Origin of the sequence: Marinobacter salarius (assembly GCF_032922745.1) — a bacterium.
GTDB lineage: Bacteria > Pseudomonadota > Gammaproteobacteria > Pseudomonadales > Oleiphilaceae > Marinobacter.
This window is the reverse complement of record NZ_CP136693.1, coordinates 483870-498092: the sequence shown is the minus strand read 5'-3', so window position 1 is coordinate 498092 and position 14223 is coordinate 483870. Positions and strand designations below refer to the sequence as shown.

Annotated in this window: 17 protein-coding genes; 13 read left to right on the top strand and 4 right to left on the bottom strand. The window is 57.5% G+C overall.

Features of this window, described 5'->3' with window-relative positions:
* Nucleotides 1-73: 73 nt before the first annotated feature.
* The 9 genes from R1T46_RS02330 to R1T46_RS02290 all read left to right on the top strand — a co-directional run bounded on the left by R1T46_RS02330 (nucleotide 74) and on the right by R1T46_RS02290 (nucleotide 8141).
* Nucleotides 74-1195 (top strand): muconate/chloromuconate family cycloisomerase, encoded by a 1122-nt coding sequence (locus R1T46_RS02330; RefSeq protein WP_286749949.1) that lies wholly within the window; start codon nucleotides 74-76, stop codon nucleotides 1193-1195.
* 48 nt (nucleotides 1196-1243) lie between these two features.
* Complete coding sequence (gene catC / locus R1T46_RS02325; RefSeq protein ID WP_007152837.1) at nucleotides 1244-1534, top strand: muconolactone Delta-isomerase; 291 nt, start codon at nucleotides 1244-1246, stop codon at nucleotides 1532-1534.
* A gap of 113 nt (nucleotides 1535-1647) precedes the next feature.
* Complete coding sequence (gene catA, locus R1T46_RS02320; RefSeq protein ID WP_286749947.1) at nucleotides 1648-2589, top strand: catechol 1,2-dioxygenase; 942 nt, start codon at nucleotides 1648-1650, stop codon at nucleotides 2587-2589.
* Between the two features lie 32 nt (nucleotides 2590-2621).
* The gene (locus R1T46_RS02315) at nucleotides 2622-4013 is read left to right on the top strand and encodes a Rieske 2Fe-2S domain-containing protein (protein ID WP_286749945.1); all 1392 of its coding nucleotides are present in this window, start codon (nucleotides 2622-2624) and stop codon (nucleotides 4011-4013) included.
* A complete protein-coding gene (gene benB, locus R1T46_RS02310) occupies nucleotides 4010-4501 on the top strand; it encodes a benzoate 1,2-dioxygenase small subunit (protein WP_075195455.1) in 492 nt (163 codons plus the stop codon). Before R1T46_RS02315 ends, benB begins: the two co-directional genes overlap by 4 nt.
* Before the next feature lie 20 nt (nucleotides 4502-4521).
* Nucleotides 4522-5550, top strand: a complete 1029-nt coding sequence (gene benC / locus R1T46_RS02305; protein ID WP_075195454.1) for a benzoate 1,2-dioxygenase electron transfer component BenC — start codon at nucleotides 4522-4524, stop codon at nucleotides 5548-5550.
* Nucleotides 5547-6326: a benzoate diol dehydrogenase BenD gene (benD, locus tag R1T46_RS02300; RefSeq protein ID WP_286749943.1), complete on the top strand. Its 780-nt coding sequence runs from the start codon at nucleotides 5547-5549 to the stop codon at nucleotides 6324-6326. The genes benC and benD overlap by 4 nt, the downstream gene beginning before the upstream one ends.
* Before the next feature lie 120 nt (nucleotides 6327-6446).
* Nucleotides 6447-7622, top strand: a complete 1176-nt coding sequence (locus R1T46_RS02295; protein ID WP_286749942.1) for a benzoate/H(+) symporter BenE family transporter — start codon at nucleotides 6447-6449, stop codon at nucleotides 7620-7622.
* Between the two features lie 51 nt (nucleotides 7623-7673).
* Entirely contained in the window at nucleotides 7674-8141 is a 468-nt protein-coding gene (locus tag R1T46_RS02290) for an acyl-CoA thioesterase (RefSeq protein WP_286749941.1), read from the top strand.
* On the opposite strand, the gene R1T46_RS02285 is transcribed toward R1T46_RS02290, so the two are convergent.
* Nucleotides 8142-8825, bottom strand: coding sequence for a type 1 glutamine amidotransferase domain-containing protein (locus R1T46_RS02285; RefSeq protein ID WP_286749940.1), 684 nt, complete (start codon nucleotides 8823-8825; stop codon nucleotides 8142-8144). It lies immediately after the preceding gene.
* 148 nt (nucleotides 8826-8973) lie between these two features.
* Nucleotides 8974-9120 carry a hypothetical protein gene (locus R1T46_RS02280; RefSeq protein ID WP_317307190.1) on the bottom strand — a complete coding sequence of 49 codons (147 nt, stop codon included), beginning with the start codon at nucleotides 9118-9120 and terminating at the stop codon, nucleotides 8974-8976.
* 219 nt (nucleotides 9121-9339) lie between these two features.
* On the opposite strand from R1T46_RS02280, the gene R1T46_RS02275 reads away from it, so the two are divergent.
* The gene (locus tag R1T46_RS02275; protein WP_036202370.1) at nucleotides 9340-9768 is read left to right on the top strand and encodes a hotdog fold thioesterase; all 429 of its coding nucleotides are present in this window, start codon (nucleotides 9340-9342) and stop codon (nucleotides 9766-9768) included.
* Here R1T46_RS02275 and R1T46_RS02270 read toward each other — a convergent pair.
* Nucleotides 9733-11076, bottom strand: coding sequence for an HD-GYP domain-containing protein (locus R1T46_RS02270; RefSeq protein WP_317307189.1), 1344 nt, complete (start codon nucleotides 11074-11076; stop codon nucleotides 9733-9735). The genes R1T46_RS02275 and R1T46_RS02270 overlap by 36 nt on opposite strands.
* A 228-nt stretch (nucleotides 11077-11304) precedes the next feature.
* Between R1T46_RS02270 and R1T46_RS02265 the strand changes: the two genes are divergently transcribed.
* The gene (locus R1T46_RS02265; protein WP_317307188.1) at nucleotides 11305-11985 is read left to right on the top strand and encodes a hypothetical protein; all 681 of its coding nucleotides are present in this window, start codon (nucleotides 11305-11307) and stop codon (nucleotides 11983-11985) included.
* An 8-nt stretch (nucleotides 11986-11993) separates the two neighbouring features.
* On the opposite strand, the gene R1T46_RS02260 is transcribed toward R1T46_RS02265, so the two are convergent.
* Complete coding sequence (locus R1T46_RS02260; RefSeq protein WP_317307187.1) at nucleotides 11994-12725, bottom strand: sulfite exporter TauE/SafE family protein; 732 nt, start codon at nucleotides 12723-12725, stop codon at nucleotides 11994-11996.
* 140 nt (nucleotides 12726-12865) lie between these two features.
* Between R1T46_RS02260 and R1T46_RS02255 the strand changes: the two genes are divergently transcribed.
* Entirely contained in the window at nucleotides 12866-13324 is a 459-nt protein-coding gene (locus R1T46_RS02255) for a YchJ family protein (RefSeq protein WP_317307186.1), read from the top strand.
* Entirely contained in the window at nucleotides 13321-14220 is a 900-nt protein-coding gene (gene rarD, locus R1T46_RS02250) for an EamA family transporter RarD (RefSeq protein WP_317307185.1), read from the top strand. The genes R1T46_RS02255 and rarD overlap by 4 nt, the downstream gene beginning before the upstream one ends.
* Nucleotides 14221-14223 lie beyond the last annotated feature (3 nt).

The following is a 14223-nucleotide window of genomic DNA, read 5'->3' as shown; positions in this document are numbered from 1 at the left end:
AATATTGGTTCCCATACGTGAAACTTCGTACTGTCCGAATGACAGGTATTTTAACTTGCGATTCGGAGAGCACATGTCCGCCACCATTCAGTCCATTGAAGCCATCCTGGTCGATATCCCGACCATCCGGCCGCACAAACTATCCATGACAACCATGGGGGTTCAGACCATGGTGATCGTGCGGATGAAGGATTCCGATGGCCTGGAAGGTTTGGGTGAAGCCACCACGATCGGTGGTCTGGCCTACGGCCCGGAAAGCCCCGAAAGCGTGAAACTTACCATCGACACCTATTTCAAGCCACTGCTGATCGATCAGCCAGCGGATGCCATCAATACTCTTAGGGTAAGGCTAAACCGTGCGACCCGCGGAAACAACCTGGCCAAGTCTGCCATTGAAACCGCGCTGCTGGATCTGCAGGGCAAGCGCCTGAATCGTCCGGTTTCCGATCTGCTCGGCGGCGCTCTGCATCAGCACATTCCGGTGCTCTGGACGTTAGCCAGTGGCGATACCGCCAAAGATATTGATGAGGCGCACAGTCTGATCGCGCAACAACGCCACTGCGATTTCAAGCTGAAGATTGGTTCTCGCGCAGTGATGGATGATGTGCGCCATGTGGCGGCTATCAAGGAAGCCGTGGGCGAGCAGGCCAGTGTGCGTGTTGACGTCAATCAGGCCTGGGATGAAGCCACGGCAGCCAAGGGTATGGCTGAGTTGCAGGCCGCGGGCATTGATCTGGTGGAGCAGCCTACCCCGATGAAGGATTTTGGCGCCCTGGTACGCCTGTCCGAAAAATTCCATATCCCGATTCTGGCCGATGAATCCGTAGCCGACGCCAAGGACCTGTTTGCCCTGGCGGCCGGAGGATTTGCCGGTGCGGTGGCCATGAAAATTGCCAAGGCTGGCGGCCCGATCCGGGCGTTGGAACAGGCGACGGTTGCCCAGTCCGCAGGACTCGGACTGTACGGCGGCACCCTGCTGGAAGGCACCATCGGTACCGCCGCGTCCCTGCACGCCTGGTCCACGCTGGAAACCCTTCACTGGGGAACAGAGATGTTCGGCCCTCTACTGATGAAAGACGACATCGTGGTGCGCCCGCTGAACTTCCACGCCAACGGCGTGGACCTGCCGCAGGGCCCGGGCCTGGGTGTCGAGATTGATGAAGACAAGCTGGCGGTCTATCGCAGAGACGCATAGGGCGCCGGCCGTAAGTACGCCGCAAGAATGGATAACGGAGGAAAGCACATGCTGTTCAAAGTTGAGATGAAAGTGAACATCCCCCACGACATGCCCGCCGATGTGGTAGCGGACATCAAGGCCCGGGAAAAAGCTTACGCCCAGGACCTGCAGGAAAAGGGCAAATGGCGCCACCTGTGGCGTGTGGCGGGTAGCTACGCCAACGTCAGTATTTTTGATGTGGAGGACAACGCCGAGCTGCAGGACCTGGTCGGCAACCTTCCGCTGTTCCCGTACATGGATATCACCGTTGCGCCCCTGTGCCGTCACCCGTCATCCATTCACGAGGATGACCGCTAACGGGCGTAATCAGCCAATACCGGCGCCCAATGTTTTCAGGCGCCACACAGAACTTGTTGCCAATTGATTGGGATGTCTGGAGCAACAACAACAAAAGACCGAGGAGACCAACAATGACCGTTAAGACCATGCAATCCGCAGATGTGAAGGAACTGCTGGAGAAAGTAGCCGGCTTCGACAAGGACGGTGGCAATGAGCGTATGAAGAAGATCGTTCATCGCGTCATGCACGATATTTTCCAGATCGTGGAAGATTTCGATGTCACGCCCGAGGAGTTCTGGAGCGCCGTCTATTACGTGGGCGAACTGGGCGCAAATGGTGAGGCAGCCCTGCTGGCGCCGGGCCTGGGTATGGACCGTTACCTGGACATTCGCCAGGACGCCGAAGACGAGCAGGCCGGCCTGACCGGCGGTACGCCGCGCACCATCGAAGGCCCGCTGTACGTTGCCGGCGCCCCCATGAGCGAAGGCTTTGATCGCATGGACGACGGCTCCGACAAGGACGCCGAAGCCATCCTGATCAAGGGCCGAATCACCGATGAAAACGGTGAGCCGCTGGCGAACGCGGTCGTGGATATCTGGCACGCAGATACCAAGGGTGCCTACTCCTATTTCGACCAATCGCAGAGCGAGTACAACCTGCGCCGTCGTATCAAAACCGACGCCGAAGGCCGGTACGCCGCCCAGAGCATCATGCCGTCCGGTTACGGTTGCCCGCCGGAAGGCTCCACTCAGCAGTTGCTGAATCATCTGGGCCGTCACGGTCAACGCCCCGCGCACATTCATTATTTTGTGTCGAAGCCGGGTTACAAGCACCTGACGACGCAGATCAACATTGCCGGTGACGAGTACACCTACGACGACTTTGCATTTGCCACCCGCCAAGAACTGGTGGTTGCCGCCAATCGTGTTGAGCAGTCGGAAACAGGTGCACAGCATGGCGTGAACGGACCGATTACCGAGGTTGAGTTCAACGTCACTCTGGTTGCGACAGACAAGCCCGAGCTCCAGGAACGCCACGCACGCCGTCGCGCCCTGGAAACCGACGTTGCCTAAGCGCCACCCAAGAACAAGACGGAGTGAACGACATGACTAGCAAACTCGACAAGCTTGCAGACAAAGTACGCGACGCGGTGATCGCGGATCCGGAAACCGGCCGTTATCAGTGTGATCGGGGTATCTTCACCGACCAGGAACTGTTTGACCTGGAGATGAAGTACATCTTTGAAGGCAACTGGGTGTACCTCGCCCATGAAAGCCAGATTCCGGAGCCGGGCGACTACTTCACGGTGACCGTGGGTCGCCAGCCGGTAGTAATCACCCGCACCAAGGATGGCGAGCTCAAAGCCATACTGAACACCTGCTCGCACCGTGGCGCCACCCTGTGCCGTAAAAAGCGTGGCAACAAGACCTCCTTTACCTGCCCGTTCCACGGCTGGACTTTCCGCAACGACGGTCAGCTTTTGAAGGCCAAGGACCAGAAGAAGGGCGGTTACCCGGAGCAGTTCAATACCGATGGCTCCCACGACCTGAAGCAAATGCCAAAGTTTGGCAACTACCGTGGCTTCCTGTTCGGCAGTCTCAATGCCGACGTGCTTCCGCTCGAAGAGCATCTGGGTGAAACCACCAAGATCATCGACAACATCGTGGATCAGTCGGAAGACGGCCTGGAAATCCTGCGGGGCAGTTCGACCTATACCTATGAAGGTAACTGGAAGCTGACCGCCGAAAACGGTGCGGACGGCTACCACGTGGGCACCGTGCACTGGAACTACCTCTCCACCATGGGCCAGCGTAATTACGACAAGGGCGGCACCGAAGCGGTGGATGCCAAGAGTTGGTCTGCCGAGGGTGGTTTCTACTCCTTCGAGAACGGCCACATGATGCTGTGGACCCGCTTGCTGAACCCGGAAGTGCGCCCGATCTTCAGCCAGCTGGAACGTCTGGAGAAGACCTACGGCGAAGCTCGTGCCGATTCCATCGTTCGTACCACCAAGAATCTGTGCCTGTATCCGAACGTTTACCTGATGGATCAGTTCTCGACCCAGATCCGGGTGACCCGGCCGATCGACGTCAACAAGACGGAAGTCACCATTTACGCCTTTGGCCCGAAGAACGAGCCGGCAGAGCTGCGCGCCAAGCGCATCCGTCAGTACGAGGATTTCTTCAATGTGACCGGTATGGGCACTCCGGACGATCTGGAGGAATTCCGTGCCTGCCAGAACGGCTACGAAGCCCGTGACATGCGTTGGAACGACATGAGCCGCGGCGCGGCCCACTGGATCGATGGCCCGGATGAGCACGCCGACCAGATCGACATGAAGCCGACCATGAGCGGCGCCCGCCCGGACGACGAAGGCCTGTATGTGAATCACCACAAGCATTGGCAGGTTGAGATGACTCGCGCCATCGAGGCCGAGCGTGCCCGTTTCATTCCTTTGGCTTCGAGTTCAACAGATTCAGAGGAGGCTTCCGCATGAGCCTGAGCTATCACGATATCGAACAGTTCATCATCCGTGAGGCCCGTTTTCTGGACGACCGGGAGTGGGACAAGTGGCTGGAGTGCTACCACGAGGACGTCACCTACTGGATGCCGGCCTGGGACGATGACGATGAGCTGACAGAAGATCCGCAAAGCGAGATCTCGCTCATCTACTACCCCAACAAGGAAGGCCTGGAAGACCGGATCTACCGGATCAAAACCGAGCGTTCCGGCGCCAGTTCCATGCCCGAGCCGCGCACGACCCATTTCACCAGCAATCTGGAGATCCTGTCCCAGAACGAGAGTGAAGTGACATTGCGGTTTAACTGGCTGACCAAGTCCTATCGCTACAAGAAAACTGCGGAATTCTTTGGAACGTCTTTCTACACCCTGGATGTCACCGGCGACCAGCCGCTGATCCGGGAGAAGAGGATGGTCCTGAACAACGATTGCATCAATCAGGTGCTGGACGTTTATCACCTGTAATTGATGGGGAGAGCATCATCATGAGTTATAACATCGCGCTTAACTTTGAAGACGGCGTTACCCGTTTTGTGTCCTGCAACGAAGGCGAGACGGTTCTGGACGCCGCCTACCGTTCGCAGATCAATCTGCCCATGGACTGCTCCGATGGCGTCTGCGGCACCTGCAAGGGTGCCTGCCGTCAGGGCGAGTTCGACATGGGTGATGAATACATTGACGAAGCGCTGTCTGACGAGGAAGCCGAGCAGGGCATGGTGCTGACCTGCCAGATGGTGCCCTCCAGTGATTGTGTGGTGGAAGTGCCAGTCGCTTCCACCATGTGCAAGACCGGCAATGCGGAAGTGGCAGGGACGGTGGCCGAGGTGAACCTGATCTCGCCCACGTCGATCGAGCTGAAGATCACGGCCGATGAAGACATTGCCTTTCTGCCGGGACAGTACGTGAACATTCAGGTTCCAGGCTCCGAAGAGACCCGGGCCTACTCCTTCAGCTCGCCGCCCGGCAGCCGCGATCTCAGTTTCCTGATTCGCAACGTGCCGGGCGGGCTGATGAGTTCGTGGCTCGTGGGCGAGGCGCGCACTGGTGACAAGGTGACCCTGACCGGCCCGATGGGCAGCTTCTATCTACGTCCCGTTGAACGGTCGATACTGATGCTGGCAGGTGGCACCGGCCTGGCGCCGATGCTGGCAAAGCTGGAGTATCTGAAAGCCAATGGCTGTGATCAGCCAACTCACCTGGTGTATGGCGTCAGCAATGACGATGACCTGGTGTGCCTGGATATTCTGGACCGTTTTGCCGCGGAGCTGGACAACTTCAGCTACGTGACGGTTGTTTCTGGCGAAGAAAGTGACCATCCGCGCAAGGGGTATGTCACCCAGCATATGGACGAAGCGCCGGTGAACGACGGCGACGTCGATGTCTACCTTTGTGGTCCCCCTCCCATGGTGGATTCCGTGCTCGGGTTCTTCCGTGAGAAGGGCATTGAACCGAACTCCTTCCACTACGAGAAGTTCACACCCAGTGCACCGTCGGCCAGGGAGAAGGTCGCATGAAAGACCGCTTCACCGACAAGGTCATGGTGATTACCGGCGCCGCCCAGGGGATTGGCAAGCGCGTGGCCGAGCTGGCCGCCGCCGAGGGCGCCAGGCTGCTTCTGGTTGATATTGCGGATTACGTTCAGGGCGTTGCCGCGGAGTTGCGTGACCAGGGGGCTGATGCCGTTGCTGTCCAGGCCAATCTGGAAACCTGGGTCGGTGCTGAAAGCGTTATGGCAGAAGCGCAGAAGCAGTACGGTCGCATCGATATTCTGATCAACAATGTCGGCGGTACGATCTGGGCACAGCCGTTTGAACACTACACCCCGGAGCAGATCGAGAAGGAAATCCAGCGTTCACTGTTTACCACGTTGTGGTGCTGCCGGGCGGTTCTGCCTCATATGCTTCAGCAGAAGGGAGGTGTCATCGTGAACGTATCGTCGGTGGCAACGCGCGGGCTGATGCGTGTGCCCTATGGCGCGGCCAAGGGCGGCGTGAATGCGATGACGGTGAACCTGGCCTATGAATACGCGCCGCACAATATCCGGGTAAATGCCGCCGCCCCCGGAGGCACAGAAGCGCCCCCGCGCCTGACGCCGCGCAATGCAAAAGAGCAGAGTGAGCAGGAGAAGGCCTGGTATCAGACGCTGATTGACCAGACCACGGAAAACAGCTTCATGAATCGTTATGGAACCCTGGACGAGCAGGCCGAACCGATTCTGTTTCTGGCGTCAGACTCTGCCAGCTATATTACTGGTACCGTTATTCCCGTTGCTGGGGGCGATCTGGGGTAGGCCGGATGCGGATGCAACCCAGGGTAGACAGTCAGTCTGACCCTCCTTGGCCCCGGCGTGTAAGCGCCTGGGGCCCTTTTTCGTTAAGCAGAATCATAAAACCAACAACGGATTGCGCTTATGTCGAGACTTCTGAAAGACCTTTCTTTGCCGGCCATTGTGGCCGGGTTTCTGGCCGTTCTGGTGTCCTACTCCGGGCCGCTGGCCATCCTGTTCCAGGCTGGAGCAAGTGCTGGCATTTCCGACGAGATGATGACGTCCTGGGTCTGGGCAATCTCCATGGGTGCGGCGGTTTCCGGCATCATTCTGTCGATCTGGCTCAAGGCGCCGGTCGTCACTGCCTGGTCGGCGCCCGGCACCGCGTTGTTGGTGGCGCTGTTTCCGGAACTGTCGCTGAATGAGGCCGTAGGCGCCTATATTACGGCGGCGGTCATCATTTTTATCATTGGTGTCTCAGGCACCTTTGACACGTTCGTTCGTGCCATTCCCAAGGGCATTGCCGCGGGCATGATGGCGGGCATCCTGTTCCAGTTCGGCGTGGGGGCGTTTACCGCGATTGAAACAACCCCGGCGCTGGCGATTGGCATGCTGCTTTCCTACGTGGTGTTCCGTCGTCTGTTTCCCAAGTACACCCTGATTTTGCTGTTGATTGCCGGTGTGATTCTGGCAGTGGTATTGGAAGGGGCATCACTGTCTGGCGTGCGCTGGAGTATTGCAGTCCCACAGTTCATTGAGCCGGAGTGGAACCTTGGATCAACGTTGAGCCTGGCGATTCCGCTGGTACTGGTGAGCCTGACCGGGCAATTTCTCCCAGGCATGGCAATCCTTCAGGGGGCCGGGTACCCGGTCAGGGCCAAGCCGATCATCGGGGTGACCAGCCTGGTATCGCTGCCGATGGCGTTCTTTGGCGGTATCACCACGGTGGTGGCGGCAATCACCGCCGCCATCTGCACGGGTAAGGATGCCCACGAAGACCCCTCCCGTCGATACGTTGCCGGTGTGTTTAACGGCGTGTTCTATCTGGTGGGTGGCCTGTTTGCCGGTACCATCGTCAGTCTGTTCACCTCACTGCCTGCGGCCTTTGTTGCGGTACTTGCGGGGCTGGCGTTGCTGGGGGCTATTGCGGGCAACCTGTTTGCCGCGCTGGAAGATGCCAGCCATCGTGAAGCGTCATTGATCACCTTTATTGTGACGGCCTCTGGCATGTCGGTGTTCGGGCTGTCGTCTGCGTTCTGGGGTGTTGTGATCGGCTATGGTTGTTACCTGGTTCTTAATGGCAGTACCGGCAGAAAATGATTTCTGGATGGGGTAGGCTGGGGGCTTCTCGGATTTTGGGGCTGAGTGACCATGACTGAATCGACCGACCTGCCATTCCGGTTTCGGTTTCGCGTCCGCTACGGTGAATGCGATGCCCAGAGTGTGGTGTTCAATGCACGCTACGCGGATTACGTGGACATTTCCGTTAATGAATATATCCGCGTTCTGTTCGGGGATTACCAGAATCTGCTGGATCAGGATCTGGACATTCAGGTAGTGAGTCTCACCGTGAACTATCGGGCACCGGCGCGCTTTGATGATGTGTTGGAAGCCAGGATACGAGCTGGCCGTATCGGTAACACCTCATTCACGGTGCATCTTGAATTTTATCGGTACGGTGATGGATTGCTGGTGGCAGAGGCTGATATCACTTACGTGTTGATCCAGCCGTCGACAATGACGAAGACGCCACTGCCGGACGCCATCCGGAAAACGCTGGAGGAAGGCGCTCCCGGCGTGCTGATCAGTCACGCCGGGGAGCAAGTTCAGGATCGCTGATCAGCCCTGCTGCAAGGCCTGCATCACCGCCTTGGCGGTGCCTTCCGAGGAGGGCGGGTTCTGCCCGGTAATCAGCTTACCGTCCACCACGATGTGCGGTGTGAAGTCATCCCCGCAGGTGTAGGTGGCGGATTTTTCCTTCAGCATGTCTTCCAGCAGGAATGGCACAACGTTGGTCAGGCCAACGGTGTCTTCCTCACTGTTGCTGAAACCGGTCACGTTGCGACCGCCGACGAGGTTCTGCCCTGGCTTGATCTCGACGTCTCTGAAGACCGCCGGGGCATGGCATACGGCGCCAATGACCTTGTCCTGTTCGTAGGCTGCCTTGATCAGAGCGACGGACTTGTCATCGTTCACCAGATCCCACAATGGGCCATGGCCTCCGGGGTAAAACAGGGCGTCATAGTCGTTCATATCCACATCCGCCAGTTTCTTCGTGCTGGCGAGCGCTTCCTTGGCATGGGCGTCCTGCTGGAAACGACGGGTGGTTTCCGTCAGTGCATCCTCAGTTTCACTGTTGGGGTCGACGGGTGGCTGCCCGCCCTTGGGAGAGGCAACGGTGATGTCTGCGCCAGCATCCTTGAAAACGTAATAGGGGGCGGTGAACTCTTCCAGCCAGAAGCCGGTCTTGTGCCCGGTATCTCCCATCTGATCGTGCGAGGTGAGAACCATCAGTACTTTCATGTAACCTGTCCTTTTTGATCAAGGGATGTATTCTGACAACTGCCTTATAATCTTCTTTGTTGCGGTGATCCGGCTGGAATTCAACCGTGTGGGCGAGCGATCGCACCAGAACACTCATGGCGGGGTGATGTTGAAAAAACTGTTTGAATCAACGTTGCGACTGTTCCGTGCGCTTTGTCTCTGGGCTGCGGTTGGTATGGAGTTGTACGTTGCGATCAGTCTGCTGTTTCAGATCCAGCCACGCCTGAAAGATGCTGTTGGCGTTGCCGGCCAATTGAGTTGCTGCTCGGCTCATCACACCTTCTCCTGTTTGCCTCGACTCACTGAAAGACTAGCAGTAATAATCTCCAATGCAAACGATTATCAATAACAATTTTGGGTGTGATTAGTCTTGCCTGGTGGGATGCGTTTACAGGATACCCACCCTATGGTCGTTCGCTACCTATCTGTATACACTGAAGAGCTTTGGGGTACCTCAGCTTGCAGGACCCACAACACTAGGAGGTAGCAGTCGATGGCAATCTGGACCCGCAGTATCCCCACCCTCGAACAAATGGCCGAAGCCAGTAAAAACACCGCTGTCGAGACCATGGGTATTGAGTACGTGGAAATTGGCGATGACTACGTGATTGGCCGGATTCCGGTCGACGAGCGCACGGTTCAGCCGTTTGGCATTCTCCACGGCGGATCGTCAGTGGTGTTGGCGGAGACTCTGGGCAGCATGGCCGCCAACTATTGCCTGCGCAAGGAGAACCAGATTGCGGTGGGGCTGGACATCAACGCCAACCACATCCGCTCCGTTACCAAGGGCTGGGTTTACGGAACCGCACGCCCGGTTCATATCGGCGGCACAACGCAGGTCTGGGAAATAAAGCTGGAAAACGAGGAAGGCAAGCTGACCTGTATCTCAAGACTCACCATGGCCGTCATCGACCGAAGCTGACACGTCCGGTGCTTTACGGTTGAGAATGCCCTGTTCGATGAAGTCCTTCATTACGATGCCGAAGCTCTCGTCCGGCACTTCCCGGGCAATCTTGTAGGGTTGTCCTGCGCTGTCCTGCGCTTCGTTTAACAGGTTTGCTTCACGGAAGGTGGCCAGCGGCTGCTTGTTCGCGTCTCGCACAAGCAGCACCCGCGGTTTGAGCTTACTGGTGGGATGGGTGGCCACCACGATGCCTACCTCTCCATTGGTCATTTCCACGATGGAACCGGGCGGGTAAACGCCAACCATGCGGATAAACTCCACCGCCAGCTCCGCATCGAACTGGGCGCCCTTGTTGCGGTGGATGATCTGCAGCGCTTCCATCGAAGCCCGGCCCTTGTCATAGACTCGTGAGCTGGTGATGGCGTCGTAGGTGTCCACCAGCCCCACGATCTTCGCAAAGAGTGGTATCTGGTGCCCGGACAGGCCGCGGGGGTAGCCCTTGCCGTCCATGCGTTCATGGTGGGAATAAGCCACGTCGACGGCGGAATGGGCGAGCCTGGGCATCGCAGCCAGCACATCCCGGCCGAACGTGGTGTGGTTCTTCATGACCGCGAATTCTTCGGGCGTAAGCGCCCCCGGCTTGTTGAGGATCTCATCGTCGATGCGCATTTTGCCGACATCATGAAGCAGGCCACACAGGGCGACAGTGCGAATCTCTCCTTCCAGGAGCCCGAGGTGCTTGGCAAACGCTGCTGACAGAATCGACACATTGATGCAGTGTTCGGCGGTATATTCGTCTTTGTTTTTGATCTTTGTTAGCAGCAGCAGGGCATTGTCGTTTCGCAGCACACTGTCCACACAGCTATCCACCACCTGATGGATATGGTTCATTTCCAGTGTGCGACCGAGTCGCAGGCTGGACATGATGTTTTTTGCAGTGGCTTTGGCCTCGGTATAGCTCATACGTGCCGCAGACATTTCACGGCTGGCGTCTACCTTGTTGACGTAGGTAACTTTTCGCTTGGGAATCGAGGATGAGGTCTGTGAGTTGTCGGATGGGCCGCTTTTACCGTAGGTTTTCCGTCGGCTCACCGGCACCGGTGACCGTTCAAAGGGCTCTGGCACAACATGAACTTTCCCTTCAACGGTGACTTTTTCACACTGCTGCTGAACGGCGAGAACATCTTCTTCAGTCTGGAGGATAAATCCCTGCAGCAGAAAATCGGTGTCTTCCCATGGCCGGTCCAGACGAATCACATGCATCCCGATCTGCAACTGGGATACAGGGATTTCAGTCTCTATGATGTCCTGACGGGCCGTCGTCATAGATCAAGGTCTCGATACCGGGTATGACATGCTGATCAGAGTGCCGTCTGGTCAGACTTTGAGTATCACTACTAAAGTATGAGTGATTGACGCTTTTATGTATCGCGTGGTTCCTAAAACATTGTCAAATGCTGTAACGATAAGCGACGTATTTGTAGTCCAAGTATAGCAAACGCTGGCCAGCATACTATTTCAGGTTTCGCGTTTCCGAGGATTGAGGGCAATGCTATGACCAACGTGAAGAATGGTATTCCACTGTGGTGGCTGGCCATGGCCGCCGCGTTGACGCCGCTGATCACCATACACACAACCTTTGCGGTGTCGGTGCTGGAGGGGCATATTTCCTGGTGCATTCCCTATTGGGACAGTTGCACGAGCATCAGCCGCACGGGCCGGTACGGTACGTCCTATTTCATCTTCAAGGGCACCATGTTGCCGGCAGCGATTCTGGGCATCCTGTTCTGGTTCCTCAACAGCCAATGGCTGTTACAACTGGGTGCGACCAGCAGGGGGCGGCCCTGGATTCCCTGGTTGGGCCTTGTGGCCTGTGTCTCTCTGGCGGCCTATACCTTGGCGCTGGGTCATGAAGGCGATGGCTTCAATCTCATTCGCCGTGTTGGTGTGGTGCTCTACTTTTCACTGACTTATATTGCCCAGTTGTTGGTCAGCTCGGCCCTGAAGGGGCACCCCGGATGGCATCAAAGTGGCAAGCGCCTGCTATGGTTATGCGAGCTGGCACTGGCCGTTGGCATACTCTCGTTGATCGTGGACGCCGTGGTACCGGAAGTTCACGACCAGATCGACGATGCCTTCGAATGGGTGCTGGCGTTCCTGATCAACCTTCACGCCCTATGGATTGCGGTGTTGTGGAGGCGAAGTCACTTCCGGGCGCGCCTATGGGCTGAATGAGGTGGGTCTCAAAGCGAATTCAGGCCACGAACCAATGCCGCCACACCGGCGACGGCGGCGATACCCAGGATGACGGGGCGCAGTCCGTCGAACGGCATGCGATTCACCAGCTTGCCAGACAGCCAGAAACCGATCAGCACGCCCGGGAAGGTGACGGCAAACAAGCGCAGTTCCCGCTCTCCGAGGTAGCCGGACGCGAGCAATGCGGCGAGGCTGAAAAAACTTGCCACCAGAAAAAAAGCCGACATGTTGGCACGCACCAGCGGGCCCTTTTCGTTTTGGTAGATCAGCGCAATTGGTGGGCCGCCGACGGCGGTAATCGTTCCCATATAGGTGGACGCAGCTCCAGCGAGGACACTGTTACGAGCGTTCAGGGCAGGTCGCAAACCCCCTGCACTCAGTAATACGCCAATCAGGATCAGAACGCCGAACGCCAGCTCGAATCCCGTGGGTGAGATCAGCATCAGCGTAATCCCGGCCAGGATCATGCCGCCAACGCCCCCGCCAATGGCAAAACGCACCTCGCGGACCTGTAACGCGCCCCGGTTCCTCAGTAGCATGAGAATCGTCAGCACCACGGCGTTCAGAACCAGCGGCGCCGGTATCAGCATGGGGCTGATCAGGAACAGCAATGGTGCCGCCAGCGTACCGATGCCATAACCTGCCACGCCCTGCAAACAGGCGCCGGCCAGCAAAGCCAGGTTAGCAAGGAGTATCTGCAGCAGGGAGAGGTCAGTCACAATCGGGCTACTCGATCAGGTCAGTTGATGATTGTTGATAGCACAGCCGCAGGGCAACTAAAACTGTTAAAATGAACCATTTACGTGTCCTGGGTCTGCCGGGTCCGTGAACAGCATTAACCGGCGATGAGGACGACCCGATGGCGCCAGAGATTACCCCGGACGACTGCCCCTGTGGCAGCCGCCAACCGTACAGCACTTGTTGCGAGCCATGCCATCAGGGCAAACCGGCATCTTCACCGGAAGCCCTTATGCGATCTCGCTACAGCGCGTTTGTACTGAATCTGATGGACTATCTGAAAGCCACATGGCACACCAGCACCCGGCCCCAAGACCTTGATCTGACCGAGGCGCCGAAGTGGGTATCGCTGCAGGTGCTGTCATCAGATGAAGGTGAACACGAAGGCACGGTGCACTTTCGCGCCCTTTACCGGGCAGGCGGCGGCTGGGGGTATCTGGAAGAGGACTCTCGCTTTATCCGCGACGATGGGCGCTGGTATTACGTGTCGGGCGATACCCGCGAAGGGGCCCTCAAGCCTGGCCGGAACGAATCCTGCCCCTGCGGGAGTGGCAGAAAATATAAGGCCTGTTGCCTGTGAAACAGGCTACGCCTGATGCGGCAAAAGGCGTAGGCTTCGGCCTGGCTGCCTATACCTTATGGGGATGTTTCCCCATTTATTTCGCCCTTTTCGAGGGGGTGCCATCCTACGAAGTGCTGGTGCACCGGATCGTCTGGTCCTGTGTTTTTCTCGCCATCGTGGTGAGCTTCCTGGGGCGCTGGAAACCCATCACTGCGGCGTTGGCGCGCCCTAAAAAGCTTGGCTTCGTATTCGGCTGTGCGGTGTTCATTGCGCTGAACTGGGGGGTCTATATCTATGCCGTGGAAACCCGTCATGTGCTCCAGGCGAGCCTGGGGTATTTCCTTACGCCCCTGGTGAATGTCGGCCTGGGCATGCTGGTGCTGCGGGAGAGCATTACCCGACTGCAAATTGTGGCGGTTGCATTGGCGACCATCGCCATCCTTTATCAGCTTTTTCTGTTGGGCGTGGTGCCCTGGATCACCCTGGTACTTGCGTTCAGTTTCGGAACCTACGGCCTGCTTCGAAAGCAGGTGGAGTTGGATGGTCTTTCGGGCCTGTTTGTTGAGACGCTGCTTCTGTTACCGGTCGGCCTGCTGGCTCTTGGGGTTCTGGGCTCGGCCGGAGAATCCCACTTCAATGACAACATCACCATTGCCTTGCTTTTGATGTCCAGCGGTATCGTCACGGCCATCCCCCTGTTGTTCTTCGCAGGTGCAGCCCGCCGGCTACGTTTGGCAACCGTGGGCTTTCTGATGTACATCAACCCCACGCTGCAGTTTTTCATCGCGCTGTTTGTGTTTGATGAACCCATGAGTGGGGAGAAGCTGGCGAGCTTCGTGATGATCTGGGTGGCGCTGGGGCTTTATTCCTGGTCGGCCTGGATGGGGCGTGGGATGAGTCCTGCCCCCAAATAGCGG

Excerpts from the sequence above, each read along its gene's own strand:
- R1T46_RS02330 (WP_286749949.1), top strand. The coding sequence starts at position 74 with ATGTCCGCCACCATTCAGTCCATTGAAGCCATCCTGGTCGATATCCCG.
- catC (WP_007152837.1), top strand. The coding sequence starts at position 1,244 with ATGCTGTTCAAAGTTGAGATGAAAGTGAACATCCCCCACGACATGCCC.
- catA (WP_286749947.1), top strand. The coding sequence starts at position 1,648 with ATGACCGTTAAGACCATGCAATCCGCAGATGTGAAGGAACTGCTGGAG.
- R1T46_RS02315 (WP_286749945.1), top strand. The coding sequence starts at position 2,622 with ATGACTAGCAAACTCGACAAGCTTGCAGACAAAGTACGCGACGCGGTG.
- benB (WP_075195455.1), top strand. The coding sequence starts at position 4,010 with ATGAGCCTGAGCTATCACGATATCGAACAGTTCATCATCCGTGAGGCC.
- benC (WP_075195454.1), top strand. The coding sequence starts at position 4,522 with ATGAGTTATAACATCGCGCTTAACTTTGAAGACGGCGTTACCCGTTTT.
- benD (WP_286749943.1), top strand. The coding sequence starts at position 5,547 with ATGAAAGACCGCTTCACCGACAAGGTCATGGTGATTACCGGCGCCGCC.
- R1T46_RS02295 (WP_286749942.1), top strand. The coding sequence starts at position 6,447 with ATGTCGAGACTTCTGAAAGACCTTTCTTTGCCGGCCATTGTGGCCGGG.
- R1T46_RS02290 (WP_286749941.1), top strand. The coding sequence starts at position 7,674 with ATGACTGAATCGACCGACCTGCCATTCCGGTTTCGGTTTCGCGTCCGC.
- R1T46_RS02285 (WP_286749940.1), bottom strand. The coding sequence starts at position 8,825 with ATGAAAGTACTGATGGTTCTCACCTCGCACGATCAGATGGGAGATACC.
- R1T46_RS02280 (WP_317307190.1), bottom strand. The coding sequence starts at position 9,120 with ATGAGCCGAGCAGCAACTCAATTGGCCGGCAACGCCAACAGCATCTTT.
- R1T46_RS02275 (WP_036202370.1), top strand. The coding sequence starts at position 9,340 with ATGGCAATCTGGACCCGCAGTATCCCCACCCTCGAACAAATGGCCGAA.
- R1T46_RS02270 (WP_317307189.1), bottom strand. The coding sequence starts at position 11,076 with ATGACGACGGCCCGTCAGGACATCATAGAGACTGAAATCCCTGTATCC.
- R1T46_RS02265 (WP_317307188.1), top strand. The coding sequence starts at position 11,305 with ATGACCAACGTGAAGAATGGTATTCCACTGTGGTGGCTGGCCATGGCC.
- R1T46_RS02255 (WP_317307186.1), top strand. The coding sequence starts at position 12,866 with ATGGCGCCAGAGATTACCCCGGACGACTGCCCCTGTGGCAGCCGCCAA.